The 20,435-nt window shown below is 61.5% G+C and carries 19 protein-coding genes and 2 tRNA genes; 20 read left to right on the forward strand and 1 reads right to left on the reverse strand.

The features are described 5' to 3' along the window. Positions 1-98: 98 nt before the first annotated feature. The 17 genes from rpoD (at position 99) to ffh (ending at position 16,884) form a co-directional block, all read left to right on the forward strand. Entirely contained in the window at positions 99-1,448 is a 1,350-nt protein-coding gene (rpoD, locus tag GXM19_RS02080) for an RNA polymerase sigma factor RpoD (RefSeq protein ID WP_040358181.1), read from the forward strand. A 164-nt stretch (positions 1,449-1,612) separates the two neighbouring features. Beyond that, positions 1,613-1,687, forward strand: a tRNA-Asn gene (locus GXM19_RS02085). A 34-nt stretch (positions 1,688-1,721) separates the two neighbouring features. Next, positions 1,722-1,796: transfer RNA gene (locus GXM19_RS02090), tRNA-Asn, on the forward strand. A 161-nt stretch (positions 1,797-1,957) separates the two neighbouring features. Then, complete coding sequence (locus tag GXM19_RS02095) at positions 1,958-2,347, forward strand: Asp23/Gls24 family envelope stress response protein (protein WP_006234031.1); 390 nt, start codon at positions 1,958-1,960, stop codon at positions 2,345-2,347. Positions 2,348-2,374: 27 nt separating this feature from the next. After that, positions 2,375-4,036, forward strand: coding sequence for a DAK2 domain-containing protein (locus GXM19_RS02100; protein WP_006234030.1), 1,662 nt, complete (start codon positions 2,375-2,377; stop codon positions 4,034-4,036). A 10-nt stretch (positions 4,037-4,046) separates the two neighbouring features. Next, on the forward strand, positions 4,047-6,224 hold the full coding sequence (gene recG, locus GXM19_RS02105) for an ATP-dependent DNA helicase RecG (protein WP_006234029.1): 2,178 nt from the start codon (positions 4,047-4,049) through the stop codon (positions 6,222-6,224). Continuing rightward, positions 6,221-6,877, forward strand: a complete 657-nt coding sequence (gene rsmD, locus GXM19_RS02110; protein WP_006234028.1) for a 16S rRNA (guanine(966)-N(2))-methyltransferase RsmD — start codon at positions 6,221-6,223, stop codon at positions 6,875-6,877. The genes recG and rsmD overlap by 4 nt, the downstream gene beginning before the upstream one ends. Further along, positions 6,870-7,367: a pantetheine-phosphate adenylyltransferase gene (coaD, locus tag GXM19_RS02115; protein WP_006234027.1), complete on the forward strand. Its 498-nt coding sequence runs from the start codon at positions 6,870-6,872 to the stop codon at positions 7,365-7,367. The genes rsmD and coaD overlap by 8 nt, the downstream gene beginning before the upstream one ends. A 68-nt stretch (positions 7,368-7,435) precedes the next feature. Next, positions 7,436-7,933, forward strand: a complete 498-nt coding sequence (locus GXM19_RS02120) for an ATP synthase subunit B family protein (protein WP_040358176.1) — start codon at positions 7,436-7,438, stop codon at positions 7,931-7,933. Next, the gene (locus GXM19_RS02125; protein WP_006234025.1) at positions 7,933-8,487 is read left to right on the forward strand and encodes a YceD family protein; all 555 of its coding nucleotides are present in this window, start codon (positions 7,933-7,935) and stop codon (positions 8,485-8,487) included. Before GXM19_RS02120 ends, GXM19_RS02125 begins: the two co-directional genes overlap by 1 nt. A 64-nt stretch (positions 8,488-8,551) precedes the next feature. After that, positions 8,552-8,731, forward strand: a complete 180-nt coding sequence (gene rpmF / locus GXM19_RS02130) for a 50S ribosomal protein L32 (RefSeq protein WP_022094017.1) — start codon at positions 8,552-8,554, stop codon at positions 8,729-8,731. Positions 8,732-8,818: 87 nt separating this feature from the next. After that, positions 8,819-9,838 carry a phosphate acyltransferase PlsX gene (plsX, locus tag GXM19_RS02135; RefSeq protein ID WP_040358166.1) on the forward strand — a complete coding sequence of 340 codons (1,020 nt, stop codon included), beginning with the start codon at positions 8,819-8,821 and terminating at the stop codon, positions 9,836-9,838. 124 nt (positions 9,839-9,962) lie between these two features. Continuing rightward, positions 9,963-10,205, forward strand: coding sequence for an acyl carrier protein (locus GXM19_RS02140; protein ID WP_006234023.1), 243 nt, complete (start codon positions 9,963-9,965; stop codon positions 10,203-10,205). 3 nt (positions 10,206-10,208) lie between these two features. Then, positions 10,209-10,934: a ribonuclease III gene (gene rnc, locus GXM19_RS02145; RefSeq protein ID WP_006234022.1), complete on the forward strand. Its 726-nt coding sequence runs from the start codon at positions 10,209-10,211 to the stop codon at positions 10,932-10,934. Positions 10,935-10,944: 10 nt separating this feature from the next. Further along, a complete protein-coding gene (gene smc / locus GXM19_RS02150; RefSeq protein ID WP_040358163.1) occupies positions 10,945-14,481 on the forward strand; it encodes a chromosome segregation protein SMC in 3,537 nt (1,178 codons plus the stop codon). After that, entirely contained in the window at positions 14,481-15,398 is a 918-nt protein-coding gene (gene ftsY / locus GXM19_RS02155; protein ID WP_006234020.1) for a signal recognition particle-docking protein FtsY, read from the forward strand. The genes smc and ftsY overlap by 1 nt, the downstream gene beginning before the upstream one ends. Positions 15,399-15,408: 10 nt before the next feature. Further along, positions 15,409-16,884: a signal recognition particle protein gene (ffh, locus tag GXM19_RS02160; protein WP_040358161.1), complete on the forward strand. Its 1,476-nt coding sequence runs from the start codon at positions 15,409-15,411 to the stop codon at positions 16,882-16,884. A gap of 120 nt (positions 16,885-17,004) precedes the next feature. On the opposite strand, the gene GXM19_RS02165 is transcribed toward ffh, so the two are convergent. Then, complete coding sequence (locus tag GXM19_RS02165; protein ID WP_006234018.1) at positions 17,005-17,769, reverse strand: NifB/NifX family molybdenum-iron cluster-binding protein; 765 nt, start codon at positions 17,767-17,769, stop codon at positions 17,005-17,007. 166 nt (positions 17,770-17,935) lie between these two features. Between GXM19_RS02165 and thyA the strand changes: the two genes are divergently transcribed. From thyA to GXM19_RS02180, 3 genes are all read left to right on the forward strand, one after another. Beyond that, a complete protein-coding gene (gene thyA / locus GXM19_RS02170; RefSeq protein WP_006234017.1) occupies positions 17,936-18,784 on the forward strand; it encodes a thymidylate synthase in 849 nt (282 codons plus the stop codon). Between the two features lie 9 nt (positions 18,785-18,793). Then, a complete protein-coding gene (locus tag GXM19_RS02175) occupies positions 18,794-19,312 on the forward strand; it encodes a dihydrofolate reductase (protein WP_006234016.1) in 519 nt (172 codons plus the stop codon). Between the two features lie 109 nt (positions 19,313-19,421). Next, positions 19,422-20,336 (forward strand): TrmH family RNA methyltransferase, encoded by a 915-nt coding sequence (locus GXM19_RS02180; RefSeq protein WP_006234015.1) that lies wholly within the window; start codon positions 19,422-19,424, stop codon positions 20,334-20,336. Positions 20,337-20,435: the final 99 nt, after the last annotated feature.

Raw genomic sequence — 20,435 nt, forward strand, 5'->3', positions numbered from 1 at the left:
ACCAGCGTATTCTCGCCTATATCCAGTCTTCTTTTTGGGTATAGACGTCAATGTGTGTGCTAAAGTATTGAGTCCTGTGGACTATGAAGGGAGAATCTGTGCCAAAAAAGACTGAGAGCACGGGTACTGGGCTGGAATCCTACGTTGCAAAGCTCATGGGCAACGGCTCAAACAGGACTTCGGTAACCGAGGACGAGATTCAGGTCGCCCTGAAGGATATCGATGTTTCTGACGAGCAGCTCACCGCGGTGTATTCCGCGCTGCGCAACAGCGGCATCCAGATTATCTCCGCGAGCGGTAACGACGACGCCCCCATGGGTGTCGACGATGACGATACCGATACCGATACCGACGATTTCGATGACGACGACGAGCACGATTCCGGCTCGCTTGACGATCACGAGCTTAAGATGGCCCGTCAGGCCGACGCTGAGATGGGTTCTTCCAAGAACAAGAAGAAGCGCACCGTGCGCACGTCCCGTTCACGCTCCCGCGTGCGTGGCATCGATGCCTCCACGGTGATGCTGACCGGCGACCCGGTCCGTATGTACCTCAAGGAGATCGGCAAGGTCGACCTGTTGACCGCCTCCGAAGAGGTCGATCTGGCTATGAAGATCGAGGCCGGTCTCGAGGCTACCGAGAAGCTCGAGGCTGCCGATGCTGGTGAGCTCGAACTCACGCGTGCCGAGATACGTCGTCTTACGCGCATTGAGAACGTGGGCCTCGAAGCCAAGCAGGCGCTCATCAGCGCAAACCTTCGTCTGGTCGTCTCCATCGCCAAGCGCTATGTCGGTCGCGGCATGCTGTTCCTGGACCTGATTCAGGAGGGCAACCTCGGTCTGATCCGCGCCGTCGAGAAGTTCGACTACCAGAAGGGCTTTAAGTTCTCCACGTACGCCACGTGGTGGATCCGTCAGGCCATTACGCGCGCTATCGCCGACCAGGCCCGTACCATCCGTATTCCCGTGCACATGGTCGAGACTATCAACAAACTCGTCCGCGTGCAGCGTCAGCTCCTTCAGGACCTGGGCCGCGACCCGACCCCCGAAGAGATCGGTGCCGAGATGGACATGAGCGCCGACCGCGTCCGCGAGATCCAGAAGATCTCGCAGGAGCCCGTGTCGCTTGAGACCCCCATCGGCGAGGAAGAGGATTCCCAGCTGGGCGACTTCATCGAGGACTCCCAGGCAATCGTTCCGCCCGATGCCGCCAGCTTCTCCATGCTACAGGAGCAGCTCACTCAGGTGCTCGACTCGCTTGCCGATCGTGAGCGCAAGGTTATCGAGCTGCGCTTTGGCCTTGTCGACGGGCATCCCCGCACGCTCGAGGAGGTCGGTCGCGAGTTTGGTGTCACGCGCGAGCGTATCCGCCAGATCGAGTCCAAGACCCTGGCCAAGCTTCGTCACCCGAGCCGCAGCAGCAAGCTGAAGGACTACATCGAGTCATAACCTCGCAAGCAAGAAGCGCCCTCAAGCACATCCGCTTGGGGGCGCTTTCATGTGGTCATTGGGGACGTCCCCAATGACTAGGTCGGAAAAAATCTCAAAAAAGTTCTTGCCCTGAGCTGATTCGTCCGTATAATAAACTTCGTTGCTTGAGAGCACGCACCTATTCCTCGGTAGCTCAATGGTAGAGCACGCGGCTGTTAACCGCGCTGTTGTAGGTTCGAGTCCTACCCGGGGAGCCAGAATTTCTCAGCCCATTCCGCTGGGCTTTTAAATTCCTCGGTAGCTCAATGGTAGAGCACGCGGCTGTTAACCGCGCTGTTGTAGGTTCGAGTCCTACCCGGGGAGCCAGGTTGTAAAACCCGTCGCTTATGCGGCGGGTTTTTTCATGCCGCGATCGGCTGTCACGAACGTTACCTTATCAACATTTCGTGTCGAGGATGTAATCGTGAACCCCGCCGCCCTAACATGGCGTGGTCGTTGTAGAATATTGCAATGATTGCTCCCACGACATGGTGCCGCGAGCACCAGAAAAGGAGATTCTTGTGTCTGAGACCATTAACGGCAGCTTGAGCGTCTCGAATGACGTTATTGCCGATATTGCCGGTTATGCCGCGATGACGTGCTACGGCGTCGTCGGTATGGCCGAGCAGCTCCAGGGTGCCGAGAGCGTGCGCCTGCTTGCCGGTCAGCGCCTCCGCAAGGGCGTGCTTGTCTCCGCCGATGAGAACGGCCTCACGGTCGACCTTCACGTCGTGCTCGAGAACGGCGTCAACATGAAGTCCGTCTGCCACAATCTTTCGAGCTCCGTTGCCTTCACCCTGCAGGAGATCGCCCAGATCGATCCCGCCAGCCTTAAGATCGGCATTCACATCGACGCGCTCAAGAGCCGTCTGAACTAGCATCCGAAAACGGAGATTCTAACACCCATGATTGCAAAGACCATTCGCACCTGTTTTCCGATCGCTGCGGCTGCCGTTTCCGACAAGGCCGAGGAGATCAACAAGCTCAACGTCTTCCCCGTACCCGATGGCGATACCGGCACCAACATGTCTCTCACGCTCGCCTCGGTGACCAAGGAGCTTTCTGCTCTTCCTGCCGACGCTGACATGGAAGCCATTGCCGGCGCCATCACCCACGGCTCCCTCATGGGCGCCCGCGGTAACTCCGGCGTCATCACGTCGCAGATTCTGCGCGGCGTAGCCGAGGGCCTTGTCTCTGCCGACGAGCCCATTACGTCCGCCAACATCGCCTTCGCCTTCCGTCGCGCCGTCAAGGTCGCCTTCCAGGCTGTCCGCAAGCCCATCGAGGGCACGATTCTCACGGTCCTGCGCGATGTTTCGACCAAGGCCGATGAGTGCGAGAAGAAGAAGTTCTCGGCCGAGGATGCGCTCGACGCCATCGTCGTCGAGGCGTACCAGTCCGTCGCCCGCACGCCCGACCTGCTGCCCGTTCTGAAGGAGAACGGCGTGGTCGACTCCGGCGCCTTTGGATTTGCCATTTTCCTCGAGAACTTTGTGGCTGCCGCTCTTGGCCGCAGCACCGTTGTCGAGGATTTCTCCGCTACGTTTGATTCCGCAGGCTCTGCCCGCGATGCCGCTCTTGGCCGTGTTGAGATCGAGGCCAATGACGACTGGGAGGGCTCGGAGTTCCGTTACTGCAATGAGTTCCTGTTTAAGGCAGACGCCCCGTTTGACGAGGACGAGTGCCTTAAGTTCCTGGGCTCCATGGGCGACTGCGAGCTGCTCGTTGGCGCTTACCCCGATTACAAGATTCACGTACACTCCAACACCCCAAACTTGGTGCTCGAGCACATGCTGCAGCTTGGTCAGATCTACGAGGTCTTTATCCACAACATGGAGATGGAGGCCCACGACCGTACCGCCAAGATTCATGAGGACCAGGAGAAGGCTGCCGAGCCCGCCAAGGCGCTGGGCTTTGTCGCCGTTGCCGCCGGTTCCGGTGAGGCCGACATCCTCAAGTCCCTCGGCGTTGACGTGATCGTCTCGGGTGGCCAGACCATGAACCCCTCGACCGCCGACCTGCTGGGCGCGGTGGACCAGGTCAACGCGACCTCGGTCATCATCCTGCCCAATAACGGCAACATTCGCATGGCTGCCGAGGCTGCTGCCTCTGCCTGCACCGATAAGAAGGTCGCCGTCGTTCCCACCAAGACCGTTCCCCAGGCGTTCTCCGCGCTGTTCGCCGTCCTGCCCGATTCCGAGCTCGAGGACGCCGTCGCCGCTATGGTCGACGCCATCAGCGAGGTCCGTGATGGCGAGGTCACCCGCGCCGTGCGCGATTCCAGCGCCTCGGACGGCTCTCCGATTCACTCCGGTGACGTCATGGGCATCATCGCCGGTTCCATCGACGTGGTCGGCTCCGATGTGAAACAGGTCACCCTCGACTGCATCAACCGTATGCAGGAGGAAGAGGAAGGCGACGCGCTGACGATTCTGGCCGGCGAGGAGCTGTCCGACGAGGCCTTCCAGGAGATTGTCGACGCCATCGAGGAAGCTCAGCCCGACTTGGAGATTGATGCCCACCGTGGCGAGCAACCGCTCTATCCCGTGATCTTCTCGATCGAGTAGGCATCTGAACATGTCCGAGCTATGCTCCGTGCCGCGCGTCTCGGAGCGCTTTGCCCAGAGCAATGCGCTCGGCGAGGATATCGCGCGACTCAAATATGTTTCGGGTAAACGTGAGGAGGCCCTTCGTCGTCTGGGAATTCGGACGGTGGGGGACCTCCTTCTCCATATCCCACATCGATATCTGGACTTCACCCGCTCTTGGTCCATCGAGATGGCGCCCATCGGTACCGTGTGCACCATCATCGCCACGGTCGATCGTATCGTCCAAAAGCAGCCGCGTCCGCGCATGCAGGTTACCGAGGTCTCACTCGTTGACGAGACAGGCGTGCTGCAGGTCGCCTTTTTCCGCCAGCCCTGGATTGCCCAGCAGCTTAAGCAGGGCGACCGCCTGGCCGTGATGGGCAAGGTTGAGTTTGCCTACGGTTTTAAGCAGATGGCCTCGCCGCACTTTGAAAAGCTTGAGGGTGGTCGTGCCGCGGGTACCATTTTGCCGGTCCATTATGTGAGCGATGGGGTGAGCCGGGCATGGATGCGCCGCATCGTGAGCGGTGCTCTTGAGCTCGTCGGCAATCCCTTTGATCCCATCCCGGCACCGCTGCGCGCAAAGCGCAAGCTCATGAGCACTGCCCGTGCGCTTCGTTCAATCCACTTTCCCTCGAGTATGGCCGAGCGCGACATTGCGCGCCGCCGTTTGGCCTATGAGGAGTGCCTGTACCTGCAGCTCGCGCTGCGTCTGCGCAATGACGGCGGCTTGGTCGAGGTGGTTCCCTACGCCCACATCGCGGGCGAGCACCTTGCTGCTCTCAAGCAGGCCCTGCCGTTTTCGCTGAGCGACGAGCAGGAGGCCGCATTCCAGGATATTTTGCACGATATGTGCGATGATGCGCGCGTCATGAACCGTCTGCTGCTGGGCGACGTCGGTACCGGCAAGACGGCCGTTGCCGCCTGTGCGTTGGCCGTAGCCGTCGATAGCGGCACCCAGGCCTGCGTCATGGCGCCCACGGGCGTGCTGGCTCGTCAGTATGCCGATAAGACCGGCCCTTTGCTCTCTCAGGCCGGCATATCCTGGGCACTCCTGACGGGCGCCACGCCGGCGGCGGAGCGTGAGCGCATCCATGTGCAGCTGGAATCGGGCGAGCTTGACGTGCTCTTTGGTACGCATGCCGTGCTTTCCGAAGACGTGAATTTTAAGCACCTGTCACTCGTGGTCATCGACGAACAGCACCGCTTTGGCGTGGGCCAGCGCAACGCCTTGCGCGCGAAGGGTCCCGGCGCGGACCTGCTCGTCATGACGGCGACGCCCATCCCGCGCACGCTGGCGCTGTCGGTCTACGGCGACCTGGAAACGAGCATCATTCGCCATCGTCCCGTCCCGGGCGCCGGCGTGACGACGCGCGTCCTCACCGAGTCGAGCCGCGACCTGGCCTATGGCGCCATCCGCGAGGCGCACGAGAAGGGTCAGCAGGCCTACGTGATCTGTCCGCTTGTGGAGCCGAGTGACTCGGCCGACGAGCTCGAGGATGTGCCCGGTATAGCCCGTGACGACGAGGGCCGTGTGACCGTCCCCGTGCCGCTGCACGATACGGCGACCGAGCTCGACCGCCTGCGCCTGGCGCTGCCGGGCCTTACGATCGAACGTCTCCACGGCCGCATGCGGGCGGGGGAGAAGGATCGCGTGATCGACGCCTTTAAACGCGGTGAGATTGACGTGCTCGTTTCGACCACCGTGGTCGAGGTGGGCGTCGACGTGCCCAATGCCACCGTCATGGTCATCGAGAACGGCGAGCGCTTTGGTTTGGCCGCCCTGCATCAGCTTCGCGGTCGTGTGGGCCGTGGCGGCGTGGCGGGCACATGCCTGGTCATGACGCACTCCAAGGGCAACGGCGGCACATCGGCGGCACAAGATCGCCTGCAGTCGCTCGAAAAGACCGCAGATGGCTTTACGCTCGCGCAGATGGACCTACGCCTTCGCCACGAGGGCGAGATCTTGGGTTACCGTCAGCATGGTGGCGTGACCCTGCGTTTTGTCGACCTTGATGCCGACGAGGAGCTCATCGAGTGGGCGCATTTGGACGCAGTCGAGCTCTTGCGGTATGCTAGTAATCTTGACTCTGTGGCGACGCGTCCCCTGCGCGATGCGGTTGCCACGCGTTATCGACATATTTTTAAGGAGGTCAGCGGAGGATGAGAATCATCGGCGGTGAATGGCGCGGTCGCAAGATCGAAGAGCCGCGCGGTCGCGATGTTACGCGTCCGACGACCGACCGCGTGCGCGAGGCGTGCGCATCCATGGTCCTATCGGCCTTCGACTTTGATTTGGACGAGGTTCGCGTACTAGATGCCTTTGGCGGCTCCGGTGCCCTAGGCATCGAGATGCTCTCGCGGGGCGCCCGTTCGCTCACGACGTTTGAGATCGATCGCAATGCCGCGAGGCTCATTACCAAGAATATCGAGTCGCTCTGCCGCGATCGCGCGCGTTGGCGTGTGGTGACGGGCGATGTCCTTGCGAGCGCTTCGCGTGGCCGCGTGCCGGGCGGCCCCTTCGATCTTGTCTTGCTCGACCCGCCCTATGCTTTTGGTGCTATGCCGGTCGATGAGCTGTTGCAGAACCTGGCCCAGCAGGGTCTGCTCGCCCCGGGCGCCTATGCTCTGTTCGAGCATGCTGCCGCCGACGCGGGTGCACATCCTGCCGGCTTTGTAACCGTGCGCGAGAAGCGCTACGGCATTACCTCGGTCGACCTGCTTCGTTGGGTCGGCGATGACGATGGTGAGGGCGATAGCGCCGGCACCGATGCCGACAACAACGATGCCGCGACGTTTCAGGAGGACGCCCATGAATGACACCATCAGCCGCGTGATCGTCCCGGGCACCTTCGATCCCATCACGTTTGGCCATATCGATGTCATCCGCCGCGCTCGCCGCATCTTCCCCAGCGTTATCGTCGCTGTTGCCGAGTCGCAGGGTAAAAACGGCGTGGGCACCACCTTTATGCTCGACGAGCGCGTGGCGCTGGCCCGCGAGGCGCTCGGTGGTATTGAGGGTGTCGAGGTTCTGCCCTTTACCGGCCTGTTGGTCGACTTTGCGCGCGAGCAGGGCGCTGGCGCCGTCGTTAAGGGCCTGCGCGCCATGACCGACTTTGAGTACGAGCTTCAGCAGGCCGACCTCAATTACCGCCTGGACAACGAGCTGGAGTCCATCTTTGTCATGAGTGCGCCGCAGTACGGATATATTTCGAGCTCGGTGGTGCGCCAAATTGCTTCGCTCGGCAGCGACGTGTCGACGTTTGTGCCGCCCAACGTGGTCGAAGCGCTCAAACATCGCTTTTCGTGACGTTTCTTATTGCCTGGTGGCATGTGGTAAACTAGCACGATGATATGTTACCTATGAAAGGAGACCGGATGCCGGGCGAGAATTTTCCTGGCGATAGGATCGTCAGCTTGGTCGATGAGCTCGAAGGGCTGATCGAGGAAGCCAAGCCGCCTTTCGGCAAGAACGCTCAGTTCAAGGTCATCGACGCCGACGTGTTCTTCAACATCCTCGACGAGATCCGCATGAGCTATCCCGAGGAGTGGCAGAAGTCCCGCCGCATCCTCAAGGAGCGCGAGGAGCTTATGGCTTCCGCCGCCGCTCAGGCCGATTCCATCATCGCCGATGCTCAGCAGCAGGCCCTCACCATCGCCGGTGAGCAGGAGATCGTTCGCTTGGCACAGCAGCAGGCCGACGATATCCGCGACCGTGCCCAGCAGTACGAGCGCGAGACGCGCTATGCCGCAGAGGACTACGCCGAGCAGGTCTTTACGCACCTGGAGGAAAACCTCAAGAGTCTGACCGGCACCGTTACCCGTTGCCGTCAGCAGCTCAACGAGGGTGCTGCTCAACAGAATGGTCAGTGGTAATGGCTGAGTTCCCGGGCGTTACCGTCGACCTTTCCGAGCAGCTTGAGTTTCCTGGAGACTCGTATCCGCTGACCGGTAAGGTCGATGTCGCCACCTACACGGTGGGCGAGAAGGAGTACCGGCTGCAGGATGGTATTGACTATGACGTGGTCTTTACCAATGCCGGCACCGGTGTCTTGCTCACGGGCATGGTCCGCGCACACGCTACCGGCGAGTGCGATCGCTGCCTGGAGCCCGCTTCGTTTGACATTGCCGGCGAGATCGAGGAGTTCTACCTCTTTAACGAGCCCGAGGATCCCGAGTCCTACGAGGACGGCTACGAGCTGCTGGGCGAGGATCGCATCGTCGATCTGGGCGAGCCCATCAACGACGCGGTCGTCATGGACACGCCGTTCGTGGTTCTCTGCACGCCCGATTGCCGTGGTCTTTGCCCGGTCTGCGGTGGTAATCTCAACGTCGAGCAATGCGATTGCGCTGCCCAGGCTGAGGCCGAATGGGCCGAAGCCACGGAAAATCCATTTGCAGCATTAAAGAATCTCAAGCTTGACGAGTAAAACTGTGGTAGTATCGCTACTTGCGCGTAATCGCCACACTGGATAGTTCATAAGGAAGGTCACTATGCCCGTACCTAAACAAAAGCAGGGTCGTATCCGCACTCACACCCGTCGTTCCGCCAACATGAAGATCTCGGCTGCGGCTCAGTCCACGTGCCCCCGTTGCGGCGCTGTCAAGCTCCCGCACCACGTGTGCCCCAGCTGCGGTTTCTACAAGGACCGCGAGGTTATCGTTACCGAGTAACGGTATACTCTGGACACGATGCCGTTCCAAATGGAACCACAATGGCCGGCTCAATGAGTCGGCCATTTTTGTATAAGGAGCATGTATATGAGTAACGTTCGCGTTTGTGTAGACGTTGTGGGCGGAGACGAGAAGCCCCAGGTTGTCCTCGATGGTATCGAGGCCGCCCTTGCGGCCGACCCCGATATCGAGGTCCTGGCTGCCGGCCCCGCCGAAATCGTCAACCCCTTCGCCGCCTCCCATGCGCGCGTCGAAGCCCTGGAGGCTCCCGACGTTATCGCCATGGACGACGATCCCATTCGTGCCGTGATGACCAAGCGCAAGTCTTCGATTGTGCTTTCCTGCCGTGCCATTAAGAAGGGCAACGCGGACGCGTTCTTCTCTGCTGGCTCCACCGGCGCCATGACGGCCGCTGCCACAGCCTACGTGACGCCGTTTAGGTATCAGGCCGAGGGCAAGAAGCAGCCGGTGCGTCCGTGCCTTACCAATGCGCTGCCCAATCGTGCCGGCGGCCTGACGGTGCTGTGCGATATGGGCGCCAACCCCGATGTCGAGGTCGACGATATGGTTCGTTTTGCCCAGATGGGTTGTGCCTATGCGCGCGTCGTCCTGGGCATCGAGCATCCCCGCGTGGGCCTGCTTGCCAACGGCACCGAGGATGAGAAGGGCTCCAACTTTACCAAGGCCTGCTTCCCGGCCATGAAAGCCGCCGTTCCCGGCTTTGTTGGTAACTGCGAGGGAACGGACATCACCTCAGGTAACTTCGATGTCGTCGTTGCCGATGGCATGTCGGGCAATATTGCGCTCAAGGCCACCGAGGGCGCTGCCAAGTTTTTGCTGCAGGAGCTTAAGGGCGTCTTTATGTCTTCGCTCGGCACCAAGATCGCCGCGCTGCTCATTAAAAAGCAGATGCGCGAGATAAAGGCCAAGCTTTCGGGCGACGCCAAGGGCGGCGCGATTCTTTTGGGCCTGCGCGGCGTGGTCCTGATCGGCCATGGCGCCACCTCGGTCGAGGCTGTCAAAAACGGTACGCTCGCGGCGGCCGAAGCCGTGCGCGCCGGGCTGGTCGAGAATGTCGCCAACTCTATGGACGGTATCGTTTTATAAGAGCGAGTTAGAGCGCTGTTATGTGCTTCGCGGCGCACGTCGTGGGGTAGAATCAGAACCGTGTCTTGGTACCGCCCGGGCGGTACCATTCTTTTGGTATTCATGCACTATGAGAGGAAGCGCTATGGACCGCTCCGAAATCTTCGACAAGATCGCCGAGGTCGCTGCTGACGTTCTGGGCGTCGATGTTGCCGAAATTAGCGATGAGACCACCTTTGACGACCTCGATGCCAACTCGCTCGAGCGCCTGCAGCTGGTTACGGCTATCGAGGACGAGTTCAACCTCGAGATCGATGACGAGACCCTGCTCTCGCTCAACTCTGTCGCCGACGCCGTCGACGCTATCGAAGCTGCCAAGGAGGCCTAAGTCTTGGCTTTATCCGACCGACTTACGCGCGCCCAGGAAATCTTGGGCCACGAGTTCAACAATAAGGTGCTGCTGCGCGCGGCGCTTACGCATCCCTCGGCAGTCGAGGGCCAGCCGGTTTCTGCCAGCTATGAGCGCCTTGAGTTCTTGGGCGATTCCATTTTGGGCGCTGTGGTCGCACGCTCCCTGTTTGAGTCCTATCCGGAGTTTGACGAGGGCAAGCTCACGCGCCTGAAGGTGTCGCTTGTCTCGGGCGCTACGCTGTCCGAGGTTTCTCATGAGCTGGGCATCGACGACATCATCATCTTTGGTGCCTCTGAGACCGGTACCGGTGCGCGCGGCCTGCATTCGGCGCTCGAGAACGTCTACGAGTCGCTTGTGGGCGCGCTGTATCTGGACGCCGGCTGGGACGTTGCGGCGGAGTTCATTCACCGTACGCTTAAGCCGCATTTGGCTTCTGAGCGTGCCGAGCATCCTGCGAACCCCAAGTCGTTTTTGCAGGAGTGCGTGCAAGCCGACGGTCACGAGCCCCCGGCGTACAAGCTGGTTGGCTCCGAGGGCCCCGCGCATGCGCCCACCTTTACCGCTGTGGTGCTCATCGACGGTATCCGCCAGGGCCGCGGCACCGGTTCCTCCAAGAAGGAAGCCGAGGGGGCCGCTGCACTCGAGGCACTCGACCGCATGGGTTACACCACCAACGGCGTGATTCTGAACAAGAAGCCTGTTTAAGCGAGGAACCGTGTATCTCAAGTCCCTCACGCTCAAGGGGTTCAAGTCGTTTGCCGACCGCGCCCACATGACGTTTGAGCCGGGCCTAACCGTCATCGTCGGTCCCAACGGCTCGGGAAAATCGAACATCTCCGACTCGATTCTGTGGGTCCTGGGCGAGCAGAGCGCCAAGCAGCTGCGCGGCCAGGCCATGGAAGACGTCATCTTCTCGGGCTCGTCGGCGCGCAAGCCGGTGGGTGTGGCCGAGGTCACGCTGGTGCTCGATAACTCGGACCATATGCTTCCCGTCGACTTTGACGAGGTGGCTATCACCCGCCGCATGTATCGTTCGGGTGAGAGTGAGTACCTCATCAATTCGAGCCCGTGCCGCCTGATGGACATCCAGGATATCCTGCACGATTCGGGACTGGGCAAGGATACGCATTCCATCATCAGCCAGGGCAAGCTCGATGCCATTTTGCAGAGCCGCCCCGAGGAGCGCCGTGCCCTCATTGAGGAGGCCGCCGGCATCTCCAAGCACAAGCGTCGCAAGGAGCGTGCGCTTAAAAAGATTAAATCGATGGACGAGCACCTGACTCGTGCTCGCGACATCAACAAGGAGATCGCCCGTCAGCTGCGGCCGCTGGAGCGTCAGGTCGATCGCGCGCGCAAGTACAAAGAGCTGTCCTCGCGCGCGAACGAGCTTACACAGATGCTGGCCGTCGACGAGCTTCGTTCGCTGCAGTCGCAGTGGAACGACCTGGAGAGCCGCTCCAAGGAGGGCGCTGCCGAGCTTGAGCTCGCGCAATACCGCTTGGGTGAAAAAGAGCGCGAGCTCGAGAAGCTCCAGGTCATGCTCGAGGAAAAGGGCCTGTTTGTGGGCGACTTGGGCGAGCAGCGCCGCCATATGCAAGACGTGGTCGGTCGCATTAACTCCGATATGCGCCTGCTCGAGGAAAAGGGCCACAACATGGTGTCGCGCCTGTCAGACATGCGCGGCCAGATCTCGAGCTCCGAGCATCAGCGCCGGCGTGTGGTCGAGGAGCTCGAGGATGCGCGTGCCCAGCTCGAGGAAGTGACCGGTGCGCACATGCAGGCCCAGGACGACGTCGACGCCGCCGGCCCTGCCGCCGCCGAGCTTCACGAGCGCCGCGTGGCGCTTGATGTGCAGATTTCGCAGCTTACGCGCGAGCAGCGCGATGTGCAGCGCGTTGCCGATAATGCTGCGCTTGAGCTCGCCAAGGTGAAGGACTCGCTGAGCAACGCCGAGGTCGAGGACAACATGTATGCCTCGCGCCTGGAGCAGATCGATGAGCAGCTCGAGGAGGTCACGGCATCGCTTGAGAGCCGCCGCAACCGTGCTGAGGAGCTCGAAGGCGCACTCGATCAGGCCCGCCAAGCCCAGATAGATGCGCGCGAGGCCACTGAGGTCGCTCGTGCGGCCCTTAAGGACTTGCGTAATCGCGAGAGCGAGGCGCGCAACAAACTGTCCGAGGTTCGCTCTGAGCTCGCGAGCCAAAAGAAGCTCGATGCCCGCATGGCCGACAGTTCGCCGCTGGTGAGCCGTCTGATGGGCGCGTTGGGCGATGATGTCTCGGGTCGTCTGGGCGACGTGCTCGAGGCCCCTCGCGAGCTTGAGGGTCTGGTTGAGCAGCTGCTTGCCGGCGATATCGATGCCCTGCTATTTGATGACGCCGCTACGCTTGAGCGCGCCAGTCGTGCGGCTCTGGACCAAAAGAAGGCCTCGGGCGAGGCGCTGCTGGTGGCGCGCGGCGCGAGCGGCTGGGCTGCTCCCAAGGGCGCTGCCGGCTCGCGTCTGGTCGACCGCCTGTCCGTGCGCTCCGGGTATGGCCCGGTTGTCGAGGCCCTGCTCGGCGGCTATTACGTGGTCGATGACTTGGCTGCCGCGCTGGCTGCGCCTGTCGTTGACGGCGTGACCTATGTGACTCCCGATGGCGCCCGCGTGAGCTGTGGCGGCCTGGTGCGCGTTGGACTCGATGCCGGCGAGGCTTCGGGCGCTCTGGAGCGCAAGCGTCGTATCCGCGAGCTGGAAGGCCTGGAGCCCGATCTCGCTGCCGTGTTTGAGCATGTTTCGGATCAGGTCGTCGAGGCCAATGCGGCCGTCGAGGAGGCGCGTGCCGCCGAGGGTGACGCCGCCGGCGAGATCGCCCGTCTTGAGGGCGAGCGCCGCTCGCTGCTCTCCGAGATTGGCCGCTTGGAGCAAAGCACCAACAATGCCGAGGTCGAGCGCGTGCGCATCTCCAAGCGCCGCGAGCAGGCCGCCGAGGCCGTTCGCGCTGCGCGCCCGCGCGTTGACGAGCTCACCCGTTCGCGCGACGAGGCCCGTGCTCAGGCAAGCGACCTGGGTCTCCAGATTGCCGAGGCCAACGACGAGCTCGATCGCGTGCGCCGTGACGATTCCGAGGCCGCCGGTAAGCTCGCCGATGCCAAGGTGCGTCTCGCCCAGACGAGTGAGCGCCTGCGTTCGCTGAAGGGCCGTGTGCCCGATCTGGAGCATCGTCTGGAGGGTATCGACCGTCGTATCCGCGGAACACGCCAGGCTTCGCGTTCGCTCGAGCTGCTGCGCCTGCGCGTCGACCCCATGCACGAACGCTATTCTGCCCTGTTGGAACGCGCGTCGGATTGGGCAGCGCGCCTGCGTGACCAGGCCTCTCTGGAAGAGGCGGACTCCGCTTCGCTCAAGAAGACCATCGAGGATGCCAAAGCAGAGGTTGCCCGCGCTAAGGAGCGAGTCGATACCGCCTTCGCCACGCAAAACGAGTTCAAGGTCGCGCGTGGCAAGCTCGAGGTGCAGGTCGAGGCTGCCATCAAGGCCATTACCGCCGATGGCACGACGGTGCTCGAGGAAGCGCTCATGCTTCCGGCGCCCATGGACCGCGATGCCGCCGAGCGCGAACTCAACCAGCTTGTGCGCCAGATCAACAATCTGGGCCCCGTGAACCAGGTTGCCATGGAGGAGTACGAGCAGCTCAAGCGCCGCGCCGACTACATCGAGGAACAGCTAGCCGATCTGGAGAGCGCGCGCAAGGCGCTCACCAAGATCACGGTGGCCATTGATCGCAAGATGCGCAAGGCGTTTTTGGTGACGTTTGAGAAGGTCGACGCGAACTTCCGCGAGATCTTCGCCATGCTGTTCCCGGGTGGCCAGGCTCATCTTGAGATGACCGATCCCGAGCATCCTGCCGAGACGGGCATTGAGGTTGTGGCGCAGCCGCGCGGCAAGCGCATTACCAAGATGATGCTCATGTCGGGTGGCGAGAAGAGTCTGACGGCGCTCGCCCTGCTCTTTGCCGTGTACCGCACGCGCACGGTGCCGTTCTATGTGCTGGACGAGGTCGAGGCGGCGCTTGATGATGCCAACCTGTCCAAGCTCATCGGAGCCCTCGATGTGCTGCGTTCCGATACACAGCTCTTGGTCATTTCGCATCAGCGCCGTACTATGGAGGACGCTGACGTTCTCTATGGCGTCTCGATGCAAGCCGACGGCGTCAGCCGCGTCGTCTCGCAAAAACTCGATCGCGAAACCGGAAAGGTCGTGAATGCATAATGGGATTCTTTGACGCTCTCTCGCGCGGACTTGAGCGCAGCCGCGAGACCCTCAACGAGGTCTTCTACTTTGGCGGCGAGGTCGACGAGGACTTTTGGGAGGACCTTGAGGACACCCTCGTTATGGGTGACATGGGTGCTGAGGTCGCCATTCAGGTCTCCGATGACCTGCGCGATGCCGCGGCCAAGAAGAACCTCAAGACCGCTCCGCAGCTTCGCCGTGCCCTGGCCGAGCAGCTCGAGCAACACTTTGTGCCCATCGAGCGCGATCCGTTCTCCGACACGCCGAGCTGCGTGCTGTTTGTAGGCATTAACGGTGCCGGCAAGACCACGACGGTCGGTAAGATCGCGAGCGCCATGGCTGCCCGCGGCAAGAATGTCGTGATCGGTTCGGCCGATACCTTCCGCGCTGCCGCCATCGAGCAGCTCGATGTGTGGGGCCAGCGTGCCGGCGTCCCCGTCATCAAGCGCGATCGCGGCTCCGATCCGGCAAGCGTTTGCTACGACGTGCTCGACGAGGCCGATAAACGCGGCAGCGACCTGGTGCTTATCGACACCGCCGGCCGCCTGCACACGAGCCCCGAGCTCATGCGCGAGCTCGCCAAGGTGGTCAACGTGACGCGTAAGCGCGCCGCCAATATGGCCGCCGGCCCCATGCCCGTCTCGGTCGTGCTCGTGATCGATGCCGCCACCGGCCAGAACGGTCTGAACCAGGCGCTCGAGTTTAACGAGGCACTGGGTCTGGACGGTATTATCATGACGAAGCTCGACGGCACGGCAAAGGGCGGTATCGCCATGGCCGTGGCCGAGAAGCTCAAGCTCCCGATCCTGCGCGTGGGCGTGGGCGAGCAGGTCGATGACCTGCAGGAGTTCAATGCCAAAGATTTCTGCCGCGCCCTGGTGGGCGAGTCCAACTAAGGAGTGACTAGTGTTTGATTCCCTGAGCGATCGCCTCAACGACACATTTGACCGCCTGCGCGGCAAGGGCAAGCTGACCGAGGCCGATATCACCTCGGCCATGCGCGACATCCGCATGGCGCTGCTCGAGGCCGACGTCAACTTTAAGGTCGTCAAGGAGTTTGTCGCCAAGACCAAGGAGCGCTGCATGACCGCCGAGGTCATGGAGTCGCTGTCGCCGGCACAAAATGTCGTCAAGATCGTGCTCGACGAGCTCACCGAGATGCTCGGCTCCACCGAGAGCAAGCTCGTCTTTAGCAACCGCATTCCCAATGTCATCATGCTCGTGGGCCTGCAGGGCTCCGGTAAGACCACAGCGGCCGTAAAGCTTGCCTACCTGCTCAAGAAGCAGGGCCGCTCGCCGCTGCTCGTCGCGTGCGACGTCTACCGTCCCGCCGCTGCCGACCAGCTGGCCACGCTTGGCGGAGAGATCGGCGTACCGGTCTTCCGCGGCGACGGTGCACACCCGGTCGACATCGCCAAGGGCGCCATTCAGGAGGCCGTCGACCACCTGCGCGACGTGGTCATCGTCGATACCGCCGGTCGTCTGCAGATCGACGAACAGATGATGCAGGAAGCCGTGTACATCAAGAAGGCCGTCAAGCCCGATCAGGTGCTGATGGTCGTCGATGCCATGACCGGCCAGGATATCGTCAACGTCGTCTCGACCTTTGCCGAGCGAACCGACTTTGACGGCGTGATCATCTCCAAGCTCGACGGCGATGCCCGTGGCGGCGGCGCGCTTTCCGTGCGCCAGGTGACCGGTAAGCCCATCAAGTTCGTGAGCATGGGCGAGAAACCCGATTCGCTGGAGCCGTTCTATCCCGATCGTATGGCCAAGCGCATTCTGGGCATGGGCGACGTCGTCGGCATCATCGAGAAGGCCCAGGAGGCCGCCGATGCCGAGCAGCTCGAGGCTGCCGAGCGCATGCTGCGCGAGGGCTTCACCATGAACGACATGCTCGACCAGATGAAGGCCGTCAAGAAGATGGGCGGTATGAAGGGCATCCTGGGCATGCTCCCCGGTGGCCAGCGTGCGCTCAACCAGATGGGCGGCAATCTGGACGAGGGCATCTTCGATAAGAACGAGGCCATCATCATGTCGATGACCAAGGAGGAGCGCCTACGCCCCTCCATCATCAACGGTCAGCGTCGCGCCCGCATCGCCAAGGGTGCCGGCGTGACCCCCACCGAGGTCAACAGCCTTATGAAGCAGTGGGGCGAGATGAACAAGATGATGGGCCGCATGCGCACGATGGCCAATCAGGCGCAGGCCGGCGGCAAGAAGGGCAAAAAGGGTAAGAAGGGCAAGAAGATGCGCATGCCCAATATTCCCGGTCTGGACGCCATGGGTCTGGGCGGTATGGGCGGCTTGGGAACGGGCGGCCCCAAGTCTGATATGGATCTGCTGCGCCAGATGGAAGCGCAGATGCGCAATAAGAAATAGGGCTGTAATTCCAGCTTGATATGGCAAAGGCCACTCGGAAGCTACCGGGTGGCCTTTGTTGTTGGCTTTGATTGTTGGGTTGCGTTTAGCGTCGCGCCCCGAGCTTGCGGTGCCGCGCCGCTAGTGGCAGCCGCAGCCCTCGTGCCCATCATGGCCGTGATGGCCGTGGCAGCCGCAGGACTCGCCATGCTCGTGGGTGTGCTCGTGGTCATGGCCGTGGCAGTCGCAGGTGGCCTCGCCGGTCTGCGCGAGCGTGCCGGCAATGAGTGCCTCGACGCAGGCGTCGCAGTTGCCCTGGGCGCCCGCATAGACCGTGATGCCAGCCTGGGTGAGCGCGTTGATGGCGCCGCCGCCGATACCGCCGCAGATGAGCGTGTCAACGCCACCGTTGGCAAGCAGACCCGCCAGGGCGCCGTGACCGGTGCCGCCGGTGCCTACGACCTGCTCGTTGAGCACCTTGTCATCCTGGATGTCGTAGATCTTGAACTGCTCGCTGCGGCCAAAGTGCATAAAGATGTTGCCGTTGTCGTACGTCGTTGCCACCCTCATGGCGTCGACCTCCTTTGCTGGCCATGCGGCCGTCGTCGTGGTAATGGGGGAGTACGCGATGCTGCCGCCTTCGATGCTGAGTGCCCGTCCATTGACCAGCGCGTTTGCCACCTTGCGATGTGCGCGGCTGCAGATGGCCGCCACGGTGGCACGAGCGATACCCATGTGCTGGGCGACTGCCTCCTGATTGAGGCCTTCCAGGTCGCATAACCGCAGGACTTCGAGCTCGTCGATTGTCATGTCGATGGCGTCTCCGCTGGCAAGGCCGTCGGGGGTAAAGCCGCGATATTCGGGAATGATCCCAACGCGGCGCAATTTTTCGCGTCTTCCTGCCATACGCTCTCCAAATCTGACATATGTCAACAATAGAATAGCGAACGTGCGGATTTGCACAAGGTATTTCTGGCATATGTCAGAAAGTGAGGGCTTATGTTTGGGCTGTGGGGCCGCGTGCGCCTGGGCTACAATGAATCTCGCTTATAGGCGACTGACAGGAGGGTCAATGAGCAAGGCTGATCAACAGTTTGTAGCCATGTGCCGCGATATTTTGGACCATGGCACCACCACCGAGGGGCAAAAGGTCCGACCGGTGTGGGAGGATGGCACCCCTGCCTATACCATTAAAAACTTTGGCGTTACGGCACGTTACGACCTGCGCGAGGAGTTCCCCGCGCTCACGCTGCGTCGCACGGCGCTTAAATCTGCCATGGACGAGATCTTGTGGATCTATCAAAAGAAGTCCAATAACGTCCATGACCTCAACAGCCATATTTGGGATGAGTGGGCCGACGAGACCGGTTCCATCGGCAAGGCATACGGGTACCAGATTGGCCAGAAGAGCCATTATGCCGAGGGCGACTTTGACCAGATGGACCGTGTGCTGTACGACCTTAAGCACACGCCGTACAGCCGCCGCATCATGACCAACACGTACGTGTTTAGCGACTTGTCCGAGATGCACCTGTATCCGTGCGCGTACAGCGTGACCTATAACGTCACGCAGCGCCCGCAGGACGACAAGCCCACACTCAACATGATTCTCAACCAGCGCAGCCAGGACATTTTGGCCGCGAACAACTGGAACGTGTGCCAGTACGCCATCTTGCTGATGATGGTCGCGCAGTCGGTCGATATGATTCCCGGCGAGCTGCTGCATGTGATTGCCGATGCCCACATTTACGATCGTCATGTCGATATCGTCCGCGAGCTTATCGAGCGTCCGCAGTTTGCTGCGCCCAAGGTAACGCTTAATCCCGACGTGCACGATTTCTACGCGTTTACGACTGACGACCTGATCGTCGAGGGCTACGAGCACGGCCCGCAGGTCAAGAACATTCCCATTGCAGTGTAGGTGGCGCTCATGACGTGTAAGCTATCTGCTATCGTCGCCGTGTGTGACGACTGGGGCATTGGGTGCGAGGGCGACATGGTGGTGTCCAATCGCGCCGACATGCGCCATTTTGTGGCCTGCACCAAGGGTTGCCCGGTCATTATGGGGCGCAAGACGCTACTGAGTTTTCCCGGCGGACGTCCGCTTAAGAACCGCCGCAACATTGTGCTCACGCGCGATGATGATTTTGCGCCCGGGGGCGTCGACGTGGTGCATAGCATTGACGAGGCCCTGGCCGCCGTGGCCGATGAACCCGTTGCGTGGGTGATTGGCGGCGGCGAGGTATATCGACAATTTTTGCCGCATTGCGTCGAGGCCGAGGTTACGCATAACCATTGCGTGCATGTCGTGGATACGTACTTTCCCGACTTGGACGCCGATCCCGCGTGGGAGATTGCGCAGCGTAGCGGGGTCGCGACGATTGCTGCCGGTGAGGGTGACGAGGGCGTCGATTATGAGTTCGTGACGTATCATCGCGTTGAGGCGTAAATCGTCTGGCGTGAACGGTATCATCGGGTTGATTGAATGCATGGGGCGGCGCTTAGCGTCGCCTCGTTTGGTATAGATGTGCTGTTAAGAAGGGTGCGGGCTGGCTGCTATGACTGATGCCGTTGAGGTTCTGCGAATCGATTCGCTTACGGATGAGCGGCTCGACGCCTACGTGCGACTGACCGAGCGCGAGCTTCGCTGCGTGCTGGAGCCCCAAAAGGGTATCTTTATCGCTGAGAGTGCCAAGGTTATCGAGCGCGCGGTGCGTGCCGGATACCAGCCGTTGAGCTTTCTTTTGGGCGAACGCTGGCTCGATCAGATGATGCCGCTGTTTGAGCGCCTGGTTGTGCGCGAGGGCGCAGGTCCGGTTCCTGTGTTCGTTGCCTCCATGGAGCTCATGGAGCAATTGACGGGCTTTAACGTGACGCGCGGTGCGCTCGCGGCGTTTCGTCGCCCGCGGCAGATTCCGGTTGATGAGTTTCTCGACGGCGTCGTCGAGGCGGCGGGGGAGCGTCCGGTGCGTGTGTGCGTGCTCGAGGGCATTGTCGACCATACCAATGTGGGCGCGATTTTCCGTTCGGCGGCCGCATTGAACGTTGACGGTATTTTGGTCAGCCCTACGTGCTGCGACCCGCTGTACCGTCGCTCGGCCCGCGTGAGCATGGGCACGGTGTTTCAGGTGCCGTGGACGCGCATTGGCAGCGAGGCGCGTGTGTGGCCGCACGATGGCCTGGCGGTACTGCACGAAGCCGGTTTTTCCTGTGCTGCCATGGCATTGACGGACGATTCCGTATCGCTGGACGATCCCGTGCTGCAGGAGATTGACCGCCTGGCAATCTTTATGGGTACCGAGGGTGCCGGCCTGGGTGCCAAGACTATCGCGGGCTGCGACCGGGCCGTGCGCATTCCGATGGCGCACGGGGTCGATTCGCTTAACGTGGCAGCGGCGAGTGCCGTCGCCTTTTGGCAGCTGTGCCCGCACGTGAGTAATGAGTACCACTACCAGCCGGGGCTGTATCACTAGGCAGATAGTTCGCACCGGGCTCTTATTCGGGGTGTTTCGGTCGACGCCGGTCGGTGCTAAGCTGGTATTGGCGTTGGCCTTAATTTGCTGTTTTGTCGG

The organism is Collinsella aerofaciens ATCC 25986 (assembly GCF_010509075.1).
GTDB classification, from domain to species: Bacteria; Actinomycetota; Coriobacteriia; order Coriobacteriales; family Coriobacteriaceae; genus Collinsella; species Collinsella aerofaciens.

Excerpts from the sequence above, each read along its gene's own strand:
- GXM19_RS02095 (WP_006234031.1), top strand. The coding sequence starts at position 1,958 with ATGGTGCCGCGAGCACCAGAAAAGGAGATTCTTGTGTCTGAGACCATT.
- GXM19_RS02100 (WP_006234030.1), top strand. The coding sequence starts at position 2,375 with ATGATTGCAAAGACCATTCGCACCTGTTTTCCGATCGCTGCGGCTGCC.
- recG (WP_006234029.1), top strand. The coding sequence starts at position 4,047 with ATGTCCGAGCTATGCTCCGTGCCGCGCGTCTCGGAGCGCTTTGCCCAG.
- rsmD (WP_006234028.1), top strand. The coding sequence starts at position 6,221 with ATGAGAATCATCGGCGGTGAATGGCGCGGTCGCAAGATCGAAGAGCCG.
- coaD (WP_006234027.1), top strand. The coding sequence starts at position 6,870 with ATGAATGACACCATCAGCCGCGTGATCGTCCCGGGCACCTTCGATCCC.
- GXM19_RS02120 (WP_040358176.1), top strand. The coding sequence starts at position 7,436 with ATGCCGGGCGAGAATTTTCCTGGCGATAGGATCGTCAGCTTGGTCGAT.
- GXM19_RS02125 (WP_006234025.1), top strand. The coding sequence starts at position 7,933 with ATGGCTGAGTTCCCGGGCGTTACCGTCGACCTTTCCGAGCAGCTTGAG.
- rpmF (WP_022094017.1), top strand. The coding sequence starts at position 8,552 with ATGCCCGTACCTAAACAAAAGCAGGGTCGTATCCGCACTCACACCCGT.
- plsX (WP_040358166.1), top strand. The coding sequence starts at position 8,819 with ATGAGTAACGTTCGCGTTTGTGTAGACGTTGTGGGCGGAGACGAGAAG.
- GXM19_RS02140 (WP_006234023.1), top strand. The coding sequence starts at position 9,963 with ATGGACCGCTCCGAAATCTTCGACAAGATCGCCGAGGTCGCTGCTGAC.
- ftsY (WP_006234020.1), top strand. The coding sequence starts at position 14,481 with ATGGGATTCTTTGACGCTCTCTCGCGCGGACTTGAGCGCAGCCGCGAG.
- GXM19_RS02165 (WP_006234018.1), bottom strand. The coding sequence starts at position 17,769 with ATGGCAGGAAGACGCGAAAAATTGCGCCGCGTTGGGATCATTCCCGAA.
- thyA (WP_006234017.1), top strand. The coding sequence starts at position 17,936 with ATGAGCAAGGCTGATCAACAGTTTGTAGCCATGTGCCGCGATATTTTG.
- GXM19_RS02175 (WP_006234016.1), top strand. The coding sequence starts at position 18,794 with ATGACGTGTAAGCTATCTGCTATCGTCGCCGTGTGTGACGACTGGGGC.
- GXM19_RS02180 (WP_006234015.1), top strand. The coding sequence starts at position 19,422 with ATGACTGATGCCGTTGAGGTTCTGCGAATCGATTCGCTTACGGATGAG.